We start from the raw sequence: 19,832 nt of genomic DNA, 5'->3' as shown, positions 1-19,832 counted from the left end.
GGATAATCTTTATGCCAACCATTATTACCCACGCTGCTGTGCCGGTTTGCCTCGGCTTAGGGCTGGGCAGCCGGGTGATCCCCCCTCGCCTGCTGTTCGCCGGGATCGTTCTCGCCATGCTGCCGGATGCCGACGTACTCGCGTTTAAGTTTGGCGTCGCCTACGGCAATATTTTTGGCCATCGCGGGTTTACCCACTCGCTGCTCTTTGCCTTTGTGGTGCCATTACTCTGCGTGCTGGTCGGGCGACGATGGTTCCGGGCGGGACTGGTGCGCTGCTGGCTGTTTTTAACCGTGTCGCTGCTGTCGCACAGCCTGCTGGATTCGGTGACGACGGGCGGGAAAGGGGTCGGCTGGCTGTGGCCGTGGTCGGATGAACGTTTCTTTGCACCGTGGCAGGTGATCAAGGTCGCGCCTTTTGCGCTCTCGCGTTACACCACGCCCTACGGGCATCAGGTGATTATCTCGGAACTGCTGTGGGTGTGGCTGCCGGGGGTTATCGTGATGGGTTTGTTATGGTGGAAGCGGCGTTAAAAAAGCCGGGTGGCGGCTGCGCCTTACCCGGCCTACAAAAACCCATGTCCGGCAAGCGATGCGCCGCCGGACATGATGGACTTACTTACGGCGCCAGGTGGTGCCCTGCGGGCCATCTTCCAGGATGATGCCCATCTCGGTGAGACGGTTACGCGCGGCATCGGCCGCGGCCCAGTCTTTCGCCTGACGCGCTTCCAGACGCGCCTTGATTAACGCTTCAATTTCAGCTACTTCTCCGCCATCCGTCTGCGCACCGCTCTGCAGGAACGCTTCCGGCGCCTGCTCCAGCAGACCCAGTACGCCAGACAGTTTACGCATATGAGAGGCCAGCGCATTAGCCGCATGCGCATCTTCCCCTTTCAGACGGTTCACTTCACGCGCCATATCGAACAGCACAGAGTAGGCTTCCGGGGTGTTGAAGTCGTCATTCATCGCCTCGATAAAGCGGGCTTCAAACGCCTCGCCGCCCGCAGCCGCCACGGAGGTGTCGGTCCCGCGCAGGGCGGTGTAGAGACGCTCCAGGGCAGAACGCGCCTGCTTGAGGTTCTCTTCGCTGTAGTTCAGCTGGCTGCGATAGTGGCCGGACATCAGGAAGTAGCGGATGGTTTCGGCATCGTAATACTTCAGCACGTCACGCACGGTGAAGAAGTTGCCCAGCGATTTGGACATCTTCTCGCGGTCAATCATCACCATCCCGGAGTGCATCCAGTAGTTCACATACTCGCCGTCGTGGGCGCAGGTGGACTGGGCAATTTCGTTTTCATGATGCGGGAACATCAGGTCAGAACCGCCACCGTGAATATCGAAATGGTTACCCAGCTGTTTGCAGTTCATGGCCGAACACTCAATGTGCCAGCCCGGACGGCCCGCGCCCCACGGGGATGGCCAGCTTGGCTCACCCTCTTTGGACATCTTCCACAGCACGAAGTCCATCGGGTTGCGTTTAACCTCAACCACGTCCACGCGCGCCCCGGCCAGGAGCTGATCCAGATCCTGGCGGGAGAGCTGACCGTAGTGCGGATCGGTCGGCACGTCGAACATCACGTCGCCGTTGTCCGCCACGTAGGCGTGGCCTTTAGCAATCAGTTGTTCGGTGATCTCAATGATCTCAGGGATATGGTGCGTCGCGCGCGGCTCCATGTCCGGGCGCAGAATATTCAGCGCGTCGAAATCCTTGTGCATTTCGCCAATCATACGATCGACTAAATCGACGAAGTTTTCCCCATTTTCATTCGCGCGTTTGATAATTTTGTCGTCGATATCGGTGATATTGCGTACATACTTAAGGTTGTACCCAAGGAAGCGCAGATAGCGCGACACCACGTCGAAGGCAACAAAAGTACGGCCATGGCCGATATGACAGAGATCGTAAACGGTAATACCACACACGTACATGCCTACTTCTCCGGCATGAATAGGTTTGAATTCCTCTTTTTGGCGCGTCAGTGTGTTGAAGATTTTTAACATCGAAGATTCCATGTGAGACGTGTGTGGGTGAAAACAGCATATTCTAATGGTAATTCAAACCCGAAGCAGCACGCAATGCAAGGTGATCGCGTCGTGAGGTTATGCTATAACAAGCGCTTATTGTGGCCCCAGGCGGGGTCGAAGCACCACTATAACGGAACAGGATGCAAAAATGGTTACTTTCCACACTAATCATGGCGATATCGTAATCAAAACCTTTGATGACAAAGCGCCTGAAACAGTTAAAAACTTCCTGGACTACTGCCGCGAAGGTTTCTACAACAACACCATTTTCCACCGTGTCATTAACGGCTTTATGATCCAGGGCGGCGGTTTTGAACCTGGCATGAAACAGAAAGAGACCAAAGAGGCGATCAAAAACGAAGCTAATAACGGTCTGAAAAACACCCGCGGTACCCTGGCAATGGCCCGTACTCAGGCGCCACACTCTGCCACCGCGCAGTTCTTCATTAACGTAGCAGACAACGACTTCCTGAACTTCTCTGGCGAAAGCCTGCAGGGTTGGGGCTACTGCGTGTTTGCAGAAGTGGTTGAAGGTATGGACGTGGTTGACAAGATCAAAGCCGTTTCTACCGGCCGCAGCGGCATGCACCAGGACGTTCCAAAAGAAGACGTTGTAATCACAAGCGTGACCGTCAGCGAATAATTCGTGGCGACACTCTTTATTGCAGATCTGCACCTGCAAACAGAAGAACCGGCGATCACCGCCGGTTTTCTGCGTTTTTTACAGGGCGAAGCCCGCCACGCCGATGCGCTTTACATCCTGGGGGATCAGTTCGAAGCCTGGATTGGCGACGACGATCCGAACCCGCTGCACCGCGAGATAGCGAGTGCGCTTAAAGCGCTGGTCGACTCTGGCGTCCCCTGCTTCTTTATCCACGGCAACCGCGACTTTCTGCTGGGCAAACGCTTCGCCCGGGAAAGCGGCATGATCCTGCTGGCGGAAGAGACCGTCCTTGACCTGTATGGCCGATGCGTCCTGATTATGCATGGCGACACACTCTGCACCGACGATACCGGCTATCTGGCGTTTCGCGCCAAAGTGCATACCCCCTGGATCCAGACGCTCTTTCTCGCCCTGCCGCTGTTTATCCGCAGCCGTATCGCCGCGAAGATGCGCGCCGGCAGTAAAGCTGCCAACAGCAGCAAATCGATGACCATCATGGACGTGAACCCGCAGGCGGTGGTCAGCGTGATGGAGAAACACCAGGTCCAATGGCTGATCCACGGCCATACCCATCGCCCGGCCATGCACGACCTGACCGCCAACGGCGAGCAAGCCCACCGCGTGGTGTTAGGCGCCTGGCATAGCGAAGGATCGATGATTAAGGTCACGCCCGAAGGTGTGGAACTGATCGCTTTCCCTTTCTGAAATCCCCGCCTGAAAATTATTCAATTTTTTTGAACTCTTCCCGCAAATTGTTTTGATTTTAATCACACTTTGGTCGGCCTATGATTACTCACATCAGGGCAACAACGCCCTACTCGAGACAAATCAGCTTAAGGAATACGACCATGAAATCCATCAAAACTTTCGTTGCAGTTGCCGCACTTTCTCTGATCTCTTTCGGTTCTTTCGCCCAGAGCGTAAGCGCCACCGCCTCTACCATTGACCGCGCCGAAGCCAAAATTGCCGCTCAGGCCGCTAAAGAGGGTGCCGCCTACAAAATCACCAGCGCCCAGTTCGACAACCGCGTGTACATGACCGCTGAACTGACTAAATAATTTAACGCATTGCCGTGCCGCCAGATAAAAGACCAGCGACAGCGACAATACGATGAACAAGGAAAAGAGAATGAAAAATATCAGTATCGTCAGCGCCCTGCTGCTGGCCGCCTCACTGTCATCTGGCGCAATGGCTGCAGAGCATCATGTCTCCACCCCGGAGGCGGGTTCGAATATCGACACGGCTGTGCATCAAAATCATATTGATGTAAGCCACGCCTTTGATAAAGAGAACCTGACTGCAGGCAATCTCCTGTAAATTGTCAAAGCAACCTGTGAAAAGACCGCCTTTCGGCGGTTTTTTTGTGGCAGAAAGCGCGGGATTTTGCCGGAAGTTTTAGCCGCGCAACCGTTTTCCTTGCCTGTGTATCGTGCTATTCTCTCTCACCTCAAAAGCCGAGAGTTGTGCACCACAGGAGTTTTAAGACGCATGTCTTCCAGCAATAATCCGGCGCGTGTCGCCATCGTGATGGGGTCCAAAAGCGACTGGGCTACCATGCAGTTCGCCGCCGAAATCTTTGACATCCTGAACGTTCCTCACCACGTTGAAGTGGTCTCCGCGCACCGCACCCCCGATAAACTGTTCAGCTTCGCCGAAAGCGCGGAAGAGAACGGTTATGAGGTGATTATTGCCGGTGCCGGCGGCGCCGCGCATCTGCCCGGCATGATTGCCGCCAAAACCCTGGTGCCGGTGCTCGGCGTCCCGGTTCAGAGCGCAGCCCTGAGCGGTGTCGACAGCCTCTACTCCATCGTGCAGATGCCGCGCGGCATTCCGGTAGGGACGCTGGCGATTGGCAAAGCAGGCGCAGCTAACGCCGCACTGCTGGCCGCTCAGATCCTGGCAACTCATGATAAAGAACTGCATCAGCGCCTGGTCGCGTGGCGTACCGCCCAGACCGACGAAGTACTGGAGAACCCGGACCCGCGAGGTGCGGCATGAAGCAGGTTTGCGTCCTTGGTAACGGTCAGTTAGGCCGTATGCTGCGCCAGGCTGGTGAACCCCTGGGGATCGCCGTCTGGCCGGTCGGGCTGGACGATGAACCTGAAGCCGTGCCGTTTCAGCAGAGCGTCATCACCGCAGAAATCGAACGCTGGCCAGAAACGCCGTTAACCCGCGAGCTGGCTCGTCACAACGCCTTTGTTAATCGCGATGTCTTCCCGATTATTGCTGACCGTCTGACGCAAAAGCAGCTGTTCGACGATCTGCATCTCGCTACCGCGCCGTGGCAGCTGCTGAGTGAAAAAAGCCAGTGGCCGGGTGTGTTTGACTCTCTGGGCGAACTGGCGATCGTTAAGCGCCGCGTGGGCGGCTACGATGGCCGCGGCCAGTGGCGTCTGCGCGCCGGGGAAACCGACCAGCTGCCGGACGAGTGCTACGGGGAGTGCATCGTTGAGCAGGGCATTAATTTCAGCGGGGAAGTGTCGCTGGTAGGTGCTCGTGCCCACGACGGCAGCACGGTCTTTTATCCCCTGACCCATAACCTGCATCAGGACGGGATCCTGCGCACCAGCGTGGTCTTCCCGCAGGCCAACGCAGCGCAACAAGCGCAGGCAGAAAGCATGCTCTCTGCCATCATGCAGGCGCTGGGCTACGTGGGCGTGATGGCGATGGAGTGCTTCGTCACCCCGGAAGGCCTGCTGATCAACGAGCTGGCACCCCGCGTCCACAACAGCGGCCACTGGACGCAAAACGGTGCCTCCATTAGCCAGTTTGAACTGCACCTGCGCGCCATCACCGGCCTGCCGCTGCCGCTGCCGGTGGTCAACAGCCCGTCGGTGATGATCAACCTGATCGGCACCGATCTGAACTACGACTGGCTGAAGCTGCCGCTGGTGCATCTACACTGGTACGACAAAGAGGTGCGTCCGGGTCGTAAAGTCGGCCATCTCAACCTGAATGACAGCGATATCCCTCGTCTTTGCGCAACGCTTGAAGCGATTGTCCCGCTGCTGCCGCCGGAGTACGCCAGCGGGATTGCCTGGGCGCAGTCAACGCTCCGCTAAGCCTCACCGCCGGGGAGTTGACCTTCCCCTTCCCCGGCGTAAAATCCTGCCCATTGTTGTTTTGAGGGATCCTTATGAACGATGGGACGGACTACCGCGCCATACTTGCTACCGACACGCCATTAATTGACGTGCGTGCCCCCGTGGAATTTGCTCAGGGCGCCATGCCTGCGGCACACAACCTGCCTTTGATGAACGACGACGAACGCGCCGCCGTAGGGACCTGCTACAAGCGCCAGGGTCCGGAGGCGGCACTGGCGCTCGGCCACCGTCTGGTAAGCGGTGAGACGCGTGAAGAGCGGCTGGAGGCCTGGCGCGCCGCCTGCCTTGCTCACCCGCAGGGCTATCTCTGCTGCGCCCGGGGCGGACAGCGCTCGCATATCGCGCAGGCGTGGCTGAAAGAGGCCGGGGTGGATTATCCGCTGATCGTCGGCGGCTACAAGGCGCTACGCCAGGCGGCTATCCAGGCGACCGTTGAGCAGGCACAAAAACCCAGCGTACTGATTGGCGGCTGCACCGGGAGCGGCAAAACGCTGCTGGTAAAGGCGCATCCTGAGGGTGTCGATCTCGAAGGACTGGCGCACCACCGCGGCTCGTCGTTTGGCCGCACGCTGGCCCCGCAGCTTTCGCAGGCCAGTTTTGAAAACCATCTCGCCGTCGAGTTGCTGAAAAAGGACGCCGCGCGCTGGGTGCTGGAAGATGAGGGGCGGATGATTGGCTCCAACCACCTGCCGGAGTGCCTGCGCGACCGCATGGCGCAATCGCCGATTGTGGTGGTTGAGGACTCGTTTGAGGTGCGCCTTGAGCGCCTGCGCGAAGAGTATTTCGAGCAGATGTGGCAGGCCTTTCGTACCGCGCGTGGCGAAGAGGCGGGCTGGCTGGAGTACGCGGAGTATCTGCATCACGGCCTGTTTGCCATTCGCCGCCGCCTTGGGTTACAGCGATATGCCGAATTGACCGCCCTGCTGGACAGCGCTCTGGATGAACAGCAGCATACCGGCAGTACGGAGGCGCATCTCAGCTGGCTGGCGCCGCTGCTCAATGACTATTACGACCCGATGTATCGCTATCAGCTGGAGAAGAAGGCGGAGAAGATTGTCTATCGCGGAACGTATGGGGACGTGGCGGAGTGGCTGAGCCGCTGACAGAACGCCGGGTGGCGCTGCGCTTACCCGGCCTACACCGTTCCAGTACGCGCAGTGCAACCGGAAACAAACCGCACCGCACGTAGCCCCGGATCGCTGCGCGCTACCGGGGAACAGACGACTCAGAAATCGTAGCGCAGACGCACCAGGTTCATATCGCCCAGATCGTCGGTGCTGGAGGTGAACACGTGCTCGTAATCGACGCGGAAGCCGTAGTCCAGCTGGAAGCTGACGCCTAAGCCGTTGTCGATGCGCTGGTAGTTGCGGCCATTCATGGTCTCGATACGGTCACCCATGAAGTAAGGCTGGATCGATTTCACCGCATACTGACCAATCGGGAATTTATAACCGGCAAAGTACTCAATACCCCACGCATCACCCGCGAAGTAGTCGTTTACCGACACTTTTTTGCTGGTCATAAAGTTCTGATACCAGCCGCCGCCAGCGGAGAAGGTCCAGTTGTCTGGAGTCCAGCTCAGCGCGGTACCGAGGATGTTCTGATCCCAGGTTTTGCTGTCGCCGTTATCCGGGTTACGCATGTCGGCGCGGGTGTAGTTCCAGGCCGCGCCCCAGGTCAGATCGGTGGTCAGACGATAATCCAAGCCCAAAGAACCGCCGCCTTTACGCTTGTAACGGAGGCCGTTGCCCGGCAGATATTCGCTATCTTCGAACAGGTACGAGGCGTAGAGATCGGCATCGCCGAGGGTTTTCTTGTATTTCAGCATCTGGCGGGAACGGTAAGAGCCGTCGTAGTCACCGTTGATGCCATTACCCGGGGCCTGGCCGATCATGTCGTAGTCCCAGATATCGGTTTTCGCGCCGACCACATCGTAATAGACGCTGTTCTGCTGACCGAAGGTCAGGGTGCCCCAGGTGTCGCTCTTCAGGCCGGTGTAGAGCATACGACGGGAGGTGTCGTGCGCGCCGTCCGCATGGTGGTTGTCCCAGTTAAACTGCGCCGGAATGTTCACACCCAGCTCGTAGTAGCTGACCCAGCTGATGTCATCAAACAGGTAGTAATCCGCCACGAAACGGAAGCGGGTACCGCCGTCAAAGCCGTTACGCTTGTAGCTGTTCTTGCCGTCGTCGCCGGTCATGTTCTGAAACTGCGGACGAATACTGCCGCCAACGGTGAAATTCAGACGGCTCAGCGGGTTGCCCGCCTGCGGATCTTGTTTAAGAACGGTGATTTCAGCCTGGGATGCAAAAGAGGTCAATGCCACTGCTGCGCCAATAGCCACTGCCAGCGCTTTTTTATTTATAGTCACTGTTTTTCCTTGTTAAACACACTGCCATTTATTTAGCAGGTGAATATTAACCAGGATTTATCTGTCCGTGTTGCCCGGTTTTTAATGTTTTGTGCCGCTAAAAACAATTGATTTATCTTTTTATGCTACTTAGCCATCACGTGCCAGTATAAAAACTGGCATGTGATAGTTCAGGAAAGGAATTAACCGGAGAACTGGCGGAACAGGGCTTTGCCTTTCAGTAAACGCGCCCCCAGCCAGCCGCCACACAGCGAAAGCAGTACCGCTCCGCTCAGGGGCAGGATCACCCACAGCCGCCAGTCCGGCTCCCACGGGAAGTCAAATACCCGGGTTTGCAGCACCGCCAGCGCGGTTTCTGCCCCAATGGCCGCCACCAGGCCAGCCACCAGCCCCAGCAGGGCGAACTCGCTCCACAGCGTGGTGCGCAGCAGCTTTTTACCTGCCCCCAGGGTACGGTAGACCACCAGCTCCTGATGACGCTGGCGCATCCCGACCTGCACCTGGGCCAGCAGCAGCAGCACGCCGCAAATTGTGACCAGCACCACCATCACCTCCAGCGCCCGGCTCACCTGCTCCAGCACCTGCCCGACCTGTTTAAGGATCGCGCCGATATCCAGCAGGCTGATGGTCGGGAACTCGCGGTTAAGCTGGGTCAGCATGCCGTTGACGTTCTCCCAGCGGAAGCTGGTGAGCCAGCTCTGGGGCTGTCCGTCCAGCGCCCCGGCGGGGAAGATAAAGAAGAAGTTAGGCCGCAGACTCTCCCAGTCGACCTTGCGCAGGCTGGTCACTTTCGCGCTGAAATCCTGGGTATCACCGGTAAAGGTCACCGTATCCCCCAGGGCGACGTTAAGGCGTTTTGCCAGCCCCTCCTCCATGGAGACTTCACCCGCTTTTGGCGGCCAGCTTCCGGCGGTGATCGGGTTATGATCCGGGCGCTTATCCTGCCAGGTGAGGTTCAGCTCGCGGTTGAGGGATTCATCTTTATTGCCCTCGGTGGACTGTCCGTTAATCTGGGTCAGGCGCGCCCGCACAATGGGGTAGTAAGACTCCGGGATAATCTGATGTTCAGCGAGAAACGCTTTCAGGGGCGTTACCTGCTCCGGGGCGATGTTGATCAAAAAGTAGTTCGGGCTTTCTGGCGGGAGTTGCTGTTGCCAGCGATCGAGCAGGTCGCCGCGCAGCACCAGCAGCAGCGCCAGCAGCATAAACGACAGCGAAAACGCCGACAGCTGGCTGAGGGTCGACCACGGCTGGCGCAGCAGGCGATTCACCGCCAGACGCACCGGCAGCGATTTTACCGTGAGCCCTTTCAGCACACTGAGCAGCATCCAGCCCAGCACGCCGCAGAGCAGCGCCAGCACGACGGCGCCAGCCAGCACCGCCCACAGCAGCATGCTCCCGCCCATCAGCCAGGCGAGGAGCATCACCACCACCGCCACGATAGCCGGAATGTAATATTTCAGCGGCCAGACGCTGGCCACCACGTCGCGACGCAGAACGCGCAGGGGCTGTGTCGCCAGCAGCAGGCGGTAAGGACGCAGCCCCACCAGCAGCGAAATGACGGTCATCGCCCCGATCGCCCAGAGCCACGGCCACAGGCTGGCAGGGGGCAACGCAACGGGCAGTACCGGCTTGAGGAGTACCATCAGCACTTTTTCAAACAGTAGCCCCATCATCCCGCCGGTGAGAGCCGAGAGCGTCAGCACCATCAGCCACTGACCGATAATCAGTTTGCGCAGCTGCGCCCTGCCCGCCCCCAGCGTTTTGAGGATCGCCACCAGATCGTAACGGCTGCGGCAGTAGTGGCCCATGGCGACTGCTACCGCCGCCACCGCCAGCAGCAGCGTGAGCAGCGCCGAGAGCAGCAGGAACTGCTGGGAACGCTCCAGTGATTTGCCAAGCGCGCCCTCCTCCTGCTCCATCCCGGACCAGCGGTGCTCTGCCTTCAGCTGCGGCAGGAGCCATTTTTCATAACGTTCCAGTTGCGCGGGCGTGCCGCCAAACTTAAAGCGCCAGGTGACGCGGCTGCCGGGCTGTACCGCCGCGGTTTTGGCGACATCGGCGGTGTTCATCAGCAGACGCGGTGCCATCTGAAACGGATTGAATCCGGCGTCCGGCTCCTGCACCACCTCCCCAGCGATTTTCAGGGTGGCATCGCCGACATCAATACTGTCGCCGGTTTTTAAATTCAGCAGCGCCATCAGACGCGACGCCAGCAGCACCGTGCCCGGCGCAGGCTTCAGCCCCGGCGGGTTGGTCTGGAGCTCGCCGTAGAGCGGATAGATATCATCGACCGCCTTCACGCTCGCCAGCTGCGGCGTCTCGGCGGCAAAGGTCATGGTCTGGAAACTGATCTGCTCGCTGACCTTCAGCCCCTCTTTTCTCGCCTCCGCGATCCACGCCTGCGGCACCTCGCGGGAGCTGCGCAGCGTCCGGTCGCCAGCCATAAACTCGCGGCTTTGCTGGCTGAGCCCCTTTTCCATCCGATCGCTGACGCTGCCGAGCGCCAGCACGCAGGCCACCGCCAGGCTTAGCGCCAGCCAGACAATCAGCAGCGAGGGGGAGCGCCATTCGCGCCAGAACCAGCGGGCAATCATGCTTCCTCCTGCAGTTCGCCATTGACCAGGCGCAGGCGGCGATCGCAGCGGGCGGCCAGCTGCGGATCGTGGGTGACGAGGATCAGCGTCGTGCCGTGTTCACGGTTCAGGGAAAAGAGCAGATCGGCAATTTTGTCTCCAGTCTGGCGATCGAGGTTGCCGGTGGGTTCGTCGGCAAACAGCACATCCGGGCGACCGTTAAACGCCCTGGCCAGCGCCACGCGCTGCTGCTCGCCGCCGGAGAGCTGTGCAGGAAGGTGATCGAGGCGTTTACCCAGCCCCAGCTGTTGCAGCAGCGCGCTGGCGCTCTCCCGGCTCTGGGCGGTGTTCTCGCCGCGCAGCAGGCCCGGCAGCTCGACGTTCTCCAGCGCGTTAAGGGTTGGGATCAACATAAACGACTGGAACACAAAGCCAATGTGCTTTGCCCGCAGGGCGGCGCGCGCCTCTTCATCGAGCTTATGCAAGGGTTGCCCGACCAGGTTGACCTCGCCGCTGCTGCCGTCATCCAGACCGGCGAGGATCGCCAGCAGCGTGGATTTGCCGGAGCCCGATTCACCAATCAGGGCGATGCTCTGCCCGCGTTTGACAATGAGTTCAACTCCGGTGAGGATGGAAAGCTCGTGCTCACCCTGACCCACGGACTTCTTAAGATGATGAACTTCAACAATGTTTTCCGCTGGCATTTGCCCTTCCTGTTTTTGATGCTGTTCTCATTTCGCGCCGCAGCTGCGGACACGCTATTAATTCTGGGTGACAGTCTGAGTGCTGGCTACCGGATGGCGGCCAGTGCCGCCTGGCCTGCGCTGCTAAATGATAAATGGCAGAGCAAAACGTCGGTTGTTAACGGCAGCATTAGCGGGGATACCTCCCAGCAAGGGCTCTCCCGTCTGCCTGCCCTGCTGAAACAGCACCAGCCGCGCTGGGTGCTGGTGGAGCTTGGCGGCAATGACGGCCTGCGCGGTTTCCAGCCACAGCAGACCGAGCAAACCCTGCGCAAAATTTTGCAGGATATCCGCGCCGCGAACGCCCAGCCGTTGCTGATGCAAATTCGACTGCCTGCCAACTATGGTCGTCGGTATAATGAAGCCTTTAGCGCGATATATCCGAAGCTTGCTAAAGAGTTCGATATTCCGCTGCTGCCCTTTTTTATGGAAGAGGTTTACCTGAAACCGCAGTGGATGCAGGACGACGGCATTCACCCCAATCGGGACGCCCAACCGTTTATCGCCGACTGGATGGCAACCCGGTTGGCTCCATTAGTTAAACATGACTCGTAATTTAACGGAGATCCTGACAGGTAAAGTTATGCAAAAATCGGTCTTAATTACAGGATGTTCCAGTGGCATTGGCCTGGAAAGCGCCCTTGAGCTGAAGCGTCAGGGGTTCTGGGTGCTGGCTGCCTGCCGTAAACCGGAAGATGTTGAACGGATGAACGGCATGGGCTTAACCGGCGTACAGCTGGATCTGGATTGTACCGACAGCATTGAGCGCGCCGCCGATGAGGTGATCGCTCTCACCAATAATCGTCTGTACGGGCTGTTTAACAATGCCGGTTTCGGCGTTTACGGCCCGCTGCAGAGCGTCACCCGCCAGCAGCTTGAAGCGCAATTCTCTGCCAATTTTTTTGGCGTTCATCAGCTGACTATGAGCCTGCTGCCAGCCATGCTACCGCACGGCGAAGGCCGGATTGTGATGACCTCCTCAGTTATGGGGCTTATCTCTACCCCGGGTCGCGGGGCTTACGCCGCCAGCAAATATGCGCTGGAAGCCTGGTCAGATGCCCTGCGCATGGAGCTCCGTCACAGCGGCATTAAGGTGAGCCTGATTGAACCGGGCCCTATCCGCACCCGCTTTACCGACAACGTCAATCAAACCCAGGCTGACAAACCGGTGGAAAATCCCGGTATCGCCGCCCGTTTTACCCTGGGGCCGGAGGCGGTGGTCGCCAAAGTGCGCCATGCTTTTGAGAGCAAAAACCCCAAACTGCGTTATCCGGTCACGCTGGTGACCTATGCCGTCGGCCTGCTGAAGCGCCTGCTGCCTGGCCGGATGATGGACAAATTTTTACAGGGTTGAGTTGAAGCCACGCGCCACGCCCCCATGTAAACAGAAACTCATAATTGGGATAGCCGCATGTCCGTACAGAATATTGTCAACATTACCGAAGCCAACCTGCACCAGACCCTTGAACAGTCGATGACCAAACCGGTGCTGTTCTACTTCTGGTCTGAACGGAGCCAGCACTGTCTGGAGCTGACCCCGGTGCTCGAGAAGCTGGCAGCCCAGTATAACGGTCAGTTTATTCTGGCGAAGCTGGACTGCGACGCCGAGCAGATGATTGCCTCCCAGTTTGGCCTGCGCGCCATTCCTACGGTTTATCTGTTCCAGAACGGTCAGCCGGTGGATGGCTTCCAGGGCCCGCAGCCGGAAGAGGCGATCCGCGCCCTGCTGGATAAAGTGCTGCCGCGCGAAGAGGAGCTGAAAGCGCAGCAGGCGGCGGCGTTGATGGCCGAAGGCAAACATGACGAAGCTCTGCCGCTGTTGAAAGAGGCGTGGCAGCTCTCCGGTCAGAATGGTGAAATTGGCCTGCTGCTGGCGGAAACGCTGATTATCTTAAAGCGTTCTGAAGAGGCCGAAGTGGTGCTCAAAACGATCCCATTGCAGGATCAGGATACCCGCTATCAGGGGCTGGTGGCGCAAATTGAACTGCTGAAACAGGCGGCGGATACGCCGGAAATTCAGCAGCTGCAACAGCAGGTTGCCGACAACCCTGACGACGCGGTACTGGCGAGCCAGCTGGCGCTGCAACTGCATCAGGTGGGTCGTAACGAAGAGGCGCTGGAACTGCTGTTCAGCCATCTTAAAAAGGATCTGGCTGCGGCAGACGGCCAGGCGCGCAAAATGTTCCAGGAAATTCTGGCCGCCCTCGGGACGGGTGATTCACTGGCTTCGACCTATCGCCGTAAACTTTACGCTCTGCTGTACTGATTCTGCCAGCTGGCCGGTCAGTGCCGTCTTAAATACTCTGTCAGCCGCCGTTATGGCGGCTTTTTTATCTCTGCCGGTAGCGTTTATTAAGTCTTTCTGATGTTTAATTTTAAACAAATGTTAATCAGACTTTAACGATGTAAAATATAGCCTTTGTTATGTCCACGTTTCTGGACGATTAGCCCGCCTGGAGTAACGTTTATCTTCCATTTGTGATCGTCGCAAAACTCCCGCACACGGTGCCATTGGCCTCCTCTGGCAGGATGGTGTTAAACTTTTTCGTTATGAAAAGGCCACGCTAATAACTATAGGAAGTATGCGGCATGACACATATCTTTTATGAGTTCACCTCTCTTAAGCCGGGTGTTCCTGATGTAGAAACATTAATGCAAGTCATCCGCTCATCGGCAGAGACCAGCTTCGTTATTGGCCCGGAAGTCGTTGATTTCGTCAAAAAAGCGCTGATCGTCAACACCACCATCGTCAGCTTTAAAAACTGCAAATTTGCTTTCGACAACGGCACACATTTCATTGAATTTGATGGCAAAGGTAAGTCGAAGCGTTACAACGAAGTTCCGCACTGGTTTGTCTCCCCGGCAGATTTCTCCCGCTCTCAGTGGCTGATCAACCATAAGCTTTCGGATGTGATGGCGACGACGTTTATCGACGTGCTGATGTCTTACCCGCTGAAAGAGCGCCGTGCCCACTGCAATCTGCTGTTTGGTTTAGACTTGCATAAGACAGGTATCGTGCCGTCCAGTACGCCTGCGGCAAGCAAAATCGGCAATAAAAACGGTAAAACCACAAAACCGAAAATTATCGAACTGGGCTCCTTTGAACTGTTCAGCCAGTTCTTTGACCGCCTGAAAAGCGCCGTGGCGGAAGATCGCTTCCCGACCCTGCAGGTGCTGACGGGGATCGACGATCTGTCGAAAGCGCCAAATAACCTTAAACAGGGTATCCGCACCTGGTTTAAAGCAATCACCGGCGATCTGCCACCGAATAATAAGCGCGTCGAAGCGGGTAACGCCGGTCTTTTCTGCGCCCCGGTGCGCGAGCAGCTGCAGCAGATTGAAGCGATGGGGCTGGAAAAATATTATGCAGGGCTGTCGCGGGCGATCGTTGAGGCGGGCGAGCAGTATATCGCTGACTTCTCTTACACTCATCCCGAAGCCTGATCTTCTCCGTTGACGGAAACACGCGTTGCCCTGCTATTTTTAGCGGGGCTTTTTTATGTCTGAATCCAGCCCGGCTCGTTGATTTGGCGGGAATTTACCCCTGTTTGCCGGTATACTTATGCGCAACAAACGAACAGTTTTAATCGCAACATGGAATACAAAACAGGAGGTTTTACATGTTCATCGTCATCCCTATTTTGATCTTCGTGGCGCTGGTGATCGTCGCCGCCGGTGTCAAAATCGTTCCGCAGGGCTACCAGTGGACGGTTGAGCGTTTTGGTCGATATACCACGACACTGCAGCCGGGCTTAAGCCTGGTCGTGCCGTTTATGGACCGCATTGGCCGCAAAATCAATATGATGGAGCAGGTTCTCGATATCCCGTCTCAGGAGGTTATCTCCAGGGATAACGCCAATGTCACCATTGATGCGGTCTGCTTTATTCAGGTGATTGACGCGCCGAAAGCGGCTTACGAGGTCAGCAACCTTGAGCTAGCCATCATAAACCTCACGATGACGAATATTCGAACCGTGCTGGGTTCAATGGAGCTGGACGAAATGCTCTCCCAGCGCGACAGCATCAACACCCGCCTGCTGCACATCGTCGATGAAGCCACCAACCCTTGGGGTATTAAAGTCACGCGTATTGAGATCCGCGACGTGCGCCCACCAGCAGAGTTGATCACCTCCATGAACGCCCAGATGAAGGCCGAGCGAACCAAGCGCGCCTACATTCTGGAGGCCGAAGGGGTGCGTCAGGCGGAGATCCTGAAGGCTGAAGGGGAAAAACAGTCGCAGATCCTCAAAGCCGAGGGCGAACGCCAGTCGGCCTTCTTACAGGCTGAAGCCCGTGAACGTTCGGCGGAAGCCGAAGCCCGCGCCACGAAAATGGTTTCGGAAGCCATCGCAGCCGGGGATATCCAGGCGGTTAACTACTTTGTGGCGCAGAAGTACACTGAGGCGCTGCAGGCCATCGGCTCGGCTGATAACAGCAAGGTGGTGATGATGCCGCTGGATGCCAGCAGCCTGATGGGCTCGATCGGTGGCATCGCGGAGCTGATCAAAAACAGCGGCAACGAGCGCAAATGATGATCGAGATGATTGCTGCGCATCCGCACGTTTTCTGGCTGAGCCTCGGCGGCCTCCTGCTGGCGGCAGAGATGCTCGGCGGCAACGGCTATCTGCTGTGGAGCGGCGTGGCAGCCGTTATCACCGGGCTGCTGGTGTGGTTCTTACCGTTCGACTGGGCATGGCAGGGCGTGCTGTTTGCCCTGCTGACCCTGATTGCCGCCTGGCTCTGGTGGCGCTGGCTCTCAAGGCAGGTGCGCGCCCAGAAACCCGCCGATGCCCGGCTCAATCAGCGAGGTAAACAGCTGGTGGGGATGCAGTTTACCCTGGACACCGCCCTGGTTAACGGGCGCGGTCATATGCGCGTCGGCGACAGTTCATGGCCAGTTGTGGCCGACGAGGATTTAAGCGTCGGCACCAAAGTTGAGGTGGTGGCCGTAGAGGGGATCACCCTTCGCCTCCGGGCCCTTTCCCGATAAGAACAGGAATAGCATGATGGTCAGGAAGACAACGCTGGCACTCAGCGTTAGCGCCTTACTGGTGAGCGCCGCTCCGGCATTTGCCTCATTTGATATGGAAGACTGCAACTGGAGCGATGAGCACTGTCTGCTGAAAGGCGACCCGGTGCTGACGCCCGGCAACGACTCCCGCGACAACCTGCTGCGCCTGCTGAGCGAAGCCAAATCCTTTGCCCTGCCCGTGCAGTCGATGCCGGTGGATATCACCCGCTCCCGGGATTTCTATTTTGCTTACCACCCGGAGTGGGGTGAACGGGTGGCACCGACCACCACAGCGGCGGATAAACCGGCTGAAAATAGCGTTCTTAGCCAGCAGTTGGCCGCATTGCAGCTCGAGGCCATTGATACCCAGAAGGACACCGAGCAAGAAAACCGCTTCGTCTCGAATACTGCCGACAGCCTCAGCCAGTTTTTTGCCGCGCTGCTGGCTGACAATGCGCTGACGGCGGAACAGCGACATGCTCTGGCACAGGCGCGCATAGCGATTTACTCTGGTGCAAGCCAGAACTACATTGCCAGTACTCTGGAGAATCTTCCGGCAAATTCGTTTTCTCTGCTGTATAAATTTTATCTGACAGGTGCAGCCCATTTCTATGACGGGGATTATGACAGCGCAGAACGAGACTTCACTATTTTGGTTAAACGCGACAGTCCATGGCTGGCAGAAACCGCGCAGTATATGCTGATGCGCACGGCGCTGAATAAAAGCAGCGAGTTCAGCCACGGAGAGTATGGCGATTTTCTTCTCGAGGATATTAGGCGGCCAGCCGCTGAGCAGGCGCAAAAAGAGGCGCGAGCCTATCTTCAACGCTGGCCGCAAGGGCAGTATGCCCGTTCAGCGCAGGGCATGCTGCGGCGCATCAACTGGTATTTGCAGGCATGGCCTCAGCTGGCAGTACTGTATGAGCAGAGTTTTCAGCAGGCTATTGATGCTCAGACGCTACGCGGGCTGGTAACCGAATACGATAATGTCTTTGGCATGCACTTTTTTATGACCGCCGTGAAAGAGGCTTTCCCCGACGCGCCGCTGGTCAGCTATATCGAACTGCTACGCGCCCTTCGCCTGAACAGCGACGAGAAACCGACCCTGACGCAGGAGGATCTCGACAGCAGCAAACCGGCATTTGAACAGAGCGGCAAGCTGGCGCTGTGGCGCAATTTACAGTTGAACCTGTGGCAGGCGACAGATAACCATACTGCCATCCTGCAGGCCGTTAAACCGGCAGAAACACTCCCGGCGCACGACATTGTCGCCTTCAGCGAGCAGGTACTTTACGGCGACGCGCTGATGGCGCAAAAGCAGTGGCCTGAGGCGCGTGATTTCTGGCTTAAGCTGCTCAAACTCAGTCAGGATGCTGAACAGCAGCAGTACGTGCAGTCCAGACTGGCGGCCACCCTGGTCTATAGCGGCAATACAGAGGCGATATTTGCCGCGGATAGCGCTATCACCAGCCTGCGTTATCGCTCCCGGGTGCTGAAAGCGGTAGCCTCGCCTGAGCGGTTACGCCAGCAGGCCAGTCAGGGGCCCAACAACGAAGAGCGGACCATTGCGCTGCATACCCTGCTGGTGCGCGACTTAACGGAGAACCGCTTTAGCGACTGGTTAAATGACAGAAAGCTCGCCAGCGCGATAACGTCGCCAGTCATTGGCAAAGCGTTTGACGATGTTAACCTGAGCGTATTCGACTGGAACGGTGATGCCGCCGAAGCCGGTTATGTGTGTCGTAGTCTGGATAAAACCGTGCAGGTGCTCAGCCAGAACGCCGAAGATGCCCATGCCCTGAACTGTCTGGGCGAGTTTTTCCGCACAACCAATACCCGTGTCGATCTGTGGAAAGAGAGTGCGGGCAACGGTCTGCTGGAGGCGGCCATCCACCGCAAAGAACCTTACGGGCAGTTCGACAGACAGGCTTACTACCAGCAGGTCATTACCTCACCGAAGGCGGAACATGAAGATAAGAGCTATGCGCTCTATCGGGCCATCATGTGCTACGCCCCGTCCGGCTATAACGAATGTGGCGGAACCGATGTGGACAAAGCCCAGCGCAAAGGCTGGTTCTCGCAGTTAAAAACGCAGTATCCGGGCAGTCCGTGGGCGCAAAAACTCAAATACTACTGGTAGCCGCGCTGCTGGCCGGAGAGGCGCAGGCGGCAGAAATCGTTACCGCCCACGAGCATCCGGCCTTCTGGCTCTGGTCAGGGGTGAAGGCCAGCGACGCACTGAAAGAGGCGCAAACGGTCTATCTCCATCAGGGCGAAGTGCTGGCCCGTCCCGATGAGGTAGTGTTTCAGCGCCTCGGCCTGCCGGTCAGTCGCCTGACCTTTCCCTCCATCTGGCTGACCGTGCGCTTTACCACCCTTGAGGTGCCGCCGACCATCGTGCCGAGAATTGTCCGCCTGATGCAGCGCTGGCAGGCCGCCGGAAATCAGGTGGTGGGGTTACAGGTCGATTTTGATGCCGCAACCCACCAGCTGGCGGACTATGCGCGCTTTTTGCGCACACTTCGCCAGCAGCTGCCGCCGGAGTTTGCGCTGGGGGTGACCGGGCTGCTGGACTGGGCGAAAACCGGCGATGTCGCCACGCTGAATAGCCTGGCAGTGGATGAACTGGTGATCCAGAGCTATCAGGGCCGCCACACGGTAGCCAACTATCAGGCCTATCTGCCCGCGCTTGCCCGGCTGCGCATTCCCTTTAAGCTCGGGCTGGTACAAAACGGCCAGCGGGATGTGCAGGCCGAAGCGCAACTGCAACGATCCCCGTGGTATCGCGGTACGGTGGTGTTTATGCTCAACCCGGCCCGGCGTTAAGCCTTCACCTTACGATGGCAGCAGCCGGAGAGATTATCGATGATCGGACAGTCGGCGCTCTCATCCCCCGGGCAGCTCTCGGCCAGGGCCAGCAGCCGATCGCGCATCGCCTGTAACTCTACAATATGTCGCTCAATTTCAGCCACTTTATCCAGCGTCCGGCTTTTAACGTCGGCGCTGTGGCGGGCAGGATCGTTAAACAGCGTCACCAGATCGCCGCACTCATCCAGATTGAACCCCACCTGACGCGCCTGGCGCAGCAGCGTGAGTTCATCAAGGTGCTTTTGCGTATAGCTCCGGTAGCCGTTCTCACTGCGCAGCGGCGGTGTCACCAGCCCTTTCTCTTCGTAAAAACGAATCGCTTTGCTGGTTAAGCCGGTTTTTTTGGCAACATCACTGATATTCACGTTTCCCCCTTGACCTTCCCCTTGATGGAAGGTTTAACCTTCATAACAGTTAGATGAAAGTGTCCCTCCGGTCAATATCTGGCTGGAGATTTATAAGGAGCTAATT

General features: G+C 57.7%; 21 protein-coding genes. 16 read left to right on the top strand and 5 right to left on the bottom strand.

Features of this window, described 5'->3' with window-relative positions; translation table 11 throughout:
- Nucleotides 1-11: 11 nt before the first annotated feature.
- Nucleotides 12-533, top strand: coding sequence for a metal-dependent hydrolase (locus C3406_RS01115; RefSeq protein WP_103824098.1), 522 nt, complete (start codon nt 12-14; stop codon nt 531-533).
- An 81-nt stretch (nt 534-614) separates the two neighbouring features.
- On the opposite strand, the gene cysS is transcribed toward C3406_RS01115, so the two are convergent.
- Nucleotides 615-2,000 (bottom strand): cysteine--tRNA ligase, encoded by a 1,386-nt coding sequence (cysS, locus tag C3406_RS01110; RefSeq protein WP_103824097.1) that lies wholly within the window; start codon nt 1,998-2,000, stop codon nt 615-617.
- A gap of 172 nt (nt 2,001-2,172) precedes the next feature.
- Here cysS and ppiB point away from each other — a divergent pair, with 172 nt between their 5' ends.
- The 7 genes from ppiB (at nt 2,173) to mnmH (ending at nt 6,895) form a co-directional block, all read left to right on the top strand.
- A complete protein-coding gene (ppiB, locus tag C3406_RS01105) occupies nt 2,173-2,667 on the top strand; it encodes a peptidylprolyl isomerase B (RefSeq protein ID WP_020685026.1) in 495 nt (164 codons plus the stop codon).
- A gap of 3 nt (nt 2,668-2,670) precedes the next feature.
- On the top strand, nt 2,671-3,393 hold the full coding sequence (lpxH, locus tag C3406_RS01100) for a UDP-2,3-diacylglucosamine diphosphatase (protein WP_103824096.1): 723 nt from the start codon (nt 2,671-2,673) through the stop codon (nt 3,391-3,393).
- A 143-nt stretch (nt 3,394-3,536) separates the two neighbouring features.
- Nucleotides 3,537-3,746 (top strand): YdgH/BhsA/McbA-like domain containing protein, encoded by a 210-nt coding sequence (locus C3406_RS01095; protein WP_103178537.1) that lies wholly within the window; start codon nt 3,537-3,539, stop codon nt 3,744-3,746.
- Between the two features lie 70 nt (nt 3,747-3,816).
- Nucleotides 3,817-4,005 carry a hypothetical protein gene (locus C3406_RS01090; RefSeq protein WP_103824095.1) on the top strand — a complete coding sequence of 63 codons (189 nt, stop codon included), beginning with the start codon at nt 3,817-3,819 and terminating at the stop codon, nt 4,003-4,005.
- 171 nt (nt 4,006-4,176) lie between these two features.
- Nucleotides 4,177-4,686 carry a 5-(carboxyamino)imidazole ribonucleotide mutase gene (gene purE / locus C3406_RS01080; RefSeq protein ID WP_103824094.1) on the top strand — a complete coding sequence of 170 codons (510 nt, stop codon included), beginning with the start codon at nt 4,177-4,179 and terminating at the stop codon, nt 4,684-4,686.
- Nucleotides 4,683-5,750, top strand: a complete 1,068-nt coding sequence (purK, locus tag C3406_RS01075) for a 5-(carboxyamino)imidazole ribonucleotide synthase (protein WP_103824093.1) — start codon at nt 4,683-4,685, stop codon at nt 5,748-5,750. Before purE ends, purK begins: the two co-directional genes overlap by 4 nt.
- A 74-nt stretch (nt 5,751-5,824) precedes the next feature.
- On the top strand, nt 5,825-6,895 hold the full coding sequence (gene mnmH / locus C3406_RS01070; RefSeq protein WP_103824092.1) for a tRNA 2-selenouridine(34) synthase MnmH: 1,071 nt from the start codon (nt 5,825-5,827) through the stop codon (nt 6,893-6,895).
- A 122-nt stretch (nt 6,896-7,017) separates the two neighbouring features.
- On the opposite strand, the gene C3406_RS01065 is transcribed toward mnmH, so the two are convergent.
- From C3406_RS01065 to ybbA, 3 genes are all read right to left on the bottom strand, one after another.
- Nucleotides 7,018-8,163 carry a porin gene (locus C3406_RS01065; RefSeq protein WP_103824091.1) on the bottom strand — a complete coding sequence of 382 codons (1,146 nt, stop codon included), beginning with the start codon at nt 8,161-8,163 and terminating at the stop codon, nt 7,018-7,020.
- Between the two features lie 182 nt (nt 8,164-8,345).
- Nucleotides 8,346-10,760 carry a putative ABC transporter permease subunit YbbP gene (gene ybbP, locus C3406_RS01060; protein WP_103824090.1) on the bottom strand — a complete coding sequence of 805 codons (2,415 nt, stop codon included), beginning with the start codon at nt 10,758-10,760 and terminating at the stop codon, nt 8,346-8,348.
- Complete coding sequence (ybbA, locus tag C3406_RS01055) at nt 10,757-11,443, bottom strand: putative ABC transporter ATP-binding protein YbbA (RefSeq protein ID WP_103824089.1); 687 nt, start codon at nt 11,441-11,443, stop codon at nt 10,757-10,759. The genes ybbP and ybbA overlap by 4 nt, the downstream gene beginning before the upstream one ends.
- On the opposite strand from ybbA, the gene tesA reads away from it, so the two are divergent.
- The 8 genes from tesA (at nt 11,414) to C3406_RS01015 (ending at nt 19,319) form a co-directional block, all read left to right on the top strand.
- A complete protein-coding gene (gene tesA / locus C3406_RS01050) occupies nt 11,414-12,037 on the top strand; it encodes a multifunctional acyl-CoA thioesterase I/protease I/lysophospholipase L1 (RefSeq protein ID WP_103178530.1) in 624 nt (207 codons plus the stop codon). The two genes, ybbA and tesA, sit on opposite strands and share 30 nt — an antisense overlap.
- Nucleotides 12,027-12,836 carry an SDR family oxidoreductase gene (locus C3406_RS01045; protein WP_103824088.1) on the top strand — a complete coding sequence of 270 codons (810 nt, stop codon included), beginning with the start codon at nt 12,027-12,029 and terminating at the stop codon, nt 12,834-12,836. Before tesA ends, C3406_RS01045 begins: the two co-directional genes overlap by 11 nt.
- 57 nt (nt 12,837-12,893) lie before the next feature.
- The gene (locus C3406_RS01040; protein WP_103824087.1) at nt 12,894-13,748 is read left to right on the top strand and encodes a co-chaperone YbbN; all 855 of its coding nucleotides are present in this window, start codon (nt 12,894-12,896) and stop codon (nt 13,746-13,748) included.
- 323 nt (nt 13,749-14,071) lie between these two features.
- Nucleotides 14,072-14,926 carry a hypothetical protein gene (locus C3406_RS01035; protein ID WP_103824086.1) on the top strand — a complete coding sequence of 285 codons (855 nt, stop codon included), beginning with the start codon at nt 14,072-14,074 and terminating at the stop codon, nt 14,924-14,926.
- A 176-nt stretch (nt 14,927-15,102) separates the two neighbouring features.
- Nucleotides 15,103-16,014, top strand: a complete 912-nt coding sequence (locus C3406_RS01030) for an SPFH domain-containing protein (protein ID WP_103178526.1) — start codon at nt 15,103-15,105, stop codon at nt 16,012-16,014.
- Entirely contained in the window at nt 16,014-16,472 is a 459-nt protein-coding gene (locus C3406_RS01025; protein WP_103824207.1) for an NfeD family protein, read from the top strand. Before C3406_RS01030 ends, C3406_RS01025 begins: the two co-directional genes overlap by 1 nt.
- 16 nt (nt 16,473-16,488) lie before the next feature.
- Nucleotides 16,489-18,633: a PA5441 family protein gene (locus C3406_RS01020; protein ID WP_103824206.1), complete on the top strand. Its 2,145-nt coding sequence runs from the start codon at nt 16,489-16,491 to the stop codon at nt 18,631-18,633.
- Nucleotides 18,603-19,319, top strand: a complete 717-nt coding sequence (locus C3406_RS01015) for a DUF3142 domain-containing protein (protein WP_103824085.1) — start codon at nt 18,603-18,605, stop codon at nt 19,317-19,319. The genes C3406_RS01020 and C3406_RS01015 overlap by 31 nt, the downstream gene beginning before the upstream one ends.
- On the opposite strand, the gene cueR is transcribed toward C3406_RS01015, so the two are convergent.
- The gene (gene cueR, locus C3406_RS01010) at nt 19,316-19,726 is read right to left on the bottom strand and encodes a Cu(I)-responsive transcriptional regulator (protein ID WP_103824084.1); all 411 of its coding nucleotides are present in this window, start codon (nt 19,724-19,726) and stop codon (nt 19,316-19,318) included. The genes C3406_RS01015 and cueR overlap by 4 nt on opposite strands.
- Nucleotides 19,727-19,832 lie beyond the last annotated feature (106 nt).

Source organism: Leclercia sp. LSNIH8 (assembly GCF_002920195.1).
Classification (GTDB): domain Bacteria; phylum Pseudomonadota; class Gammaproteobacteria; order Enterobacterales; family Enterobacteriaceae; genus Enterobacter.
Note: the sequence above shows the minus strand (reverse complement) of the source record. Positions and strands in the feature narration are given on the sequence as shown.

What these genes read in the sequence shown, in the direction of transcription:
- ybbA (WP_103824089.1), bottom strand. Translation starts at nt 11,443, where the DNA reads ATGCCAGCGGAAAACATTGTTGAAGTTCATCATCTTAAGAAGTCCGTG.
- purK (WP_103824093.1), top strand. Translation starts at nt 4,683, where the DNA reads ATGAAGCAGGTTTGCGTCCTTGGTAACGGTCAGTTAGGCCGTATGCTG.
- C3406_RS01020 (WP_103824206.1), top strand. Translation starts at nt 16,489, where the DNA reads ATGGTCAGGAAGACAACGCTGGCACTCAGCGTTAGCGCCTTACTGGTG.
- C3406_RS01040 (WP_103824087.1), top strand. Translation starts at nt 12,894, where the DNA reads ATGTCCGTACAGAATATTGTCAACATTACCGAAGCCAACCTGCACCAG.
- ybbP (WP_103824090.1), bottom strand. Translation starts at nt 10,760, where the DNA reads ATGATTGCCCGCTGGTTCTGGCGCGAATGGCGCTCCCCCTCGCTGCTG.
- C3406_RS01095 (WP_103178537.1), top strand. Translation starts at nt 3,537, where the DNA reads ATGAAATCCATCAAAACTTTCGTTGCAGTTGCCGCACTTTCTCTGATC.
- C3406_RS01025 (WP_103824207.1), top strand. Translation starts at nt 16,014, where the DNA reads ATGATCGAGATGATTGCTGCGCATCCGCACGTTTTCTGGCTGAGCCTC.
- cysS (WP_103824097.1), bottom strand. Translation starts at nt 2,000, where the DNA reads ATGTTAAAAATCTTCAACACACTGACGCGCCAAAAAGAGGAATTCAAA.
- C3406_RS01030 (WP_103178526.1), top strand. Translation starts at nt 15,103, where the DNA reads ATGTTCATCGTCATCCCTATTTTGATCTTCGTGGCGCTGGTGATCGTC.
- tesA (WP_103178530.1), top strand. Translation starts at nt 11,414, where the DNA reads ATGAACTTCAACAATGTTTTCCGCTGGCATTTGCCCTTCCTGTTTTTG.
- purE (WP_103824094.1), top strand. Translation starts at nt 4,177, where the DNA reads ATGTCTTCCAGCAATAATCCGGCGCGTGTCGCCATCGTGATGGGGTCC.
- C3406_RS01045 (WP_103824088.1), top strand. Translation starts at nt 12,027, where the DNA reads ATGACTCGTAATTTAACGGAGATCCTGACAGGTAAAGTTATGCAAAAA.
- C3406_RS01035 (WP_103824086.1), top strand. Translation starts at nt 14,072, where the DNA reads ATGACACATATCTTTTATGAGTTCACCTCTCTTAAGCCGGGTGTTCCT.
- C3406_RS01115 (WP_103824098.1), top strand. Translation starts at nt 12, where the DNA reads ATGCCAACCATTATTACCCACGCTGCTGTGCCGGTTTGCCTCGGCTTA.
- ppiB (WP_020685026.1), top strand. Translation starts at nt 2,173, where the DNA reads ATGGTTACTTTCCACACTAATCATGGCGATATCGTAATCAAAACCTTT.
- C3406_RS01090 (WP_103824095.1), top strand. Translation starts at nt 3,817, where the DNA reads ATGAAAAATATCAGTATCGTCAGCGCCCTGCTGCTGGCCGCCTCACTG.
- mnmH (WP_103824092.1), top strand. Translation starts at nt 5,825, where the DNA reads ATGAACGATGGGACGGACTACCGCGCCATACTTGCTACCGACACGCCA.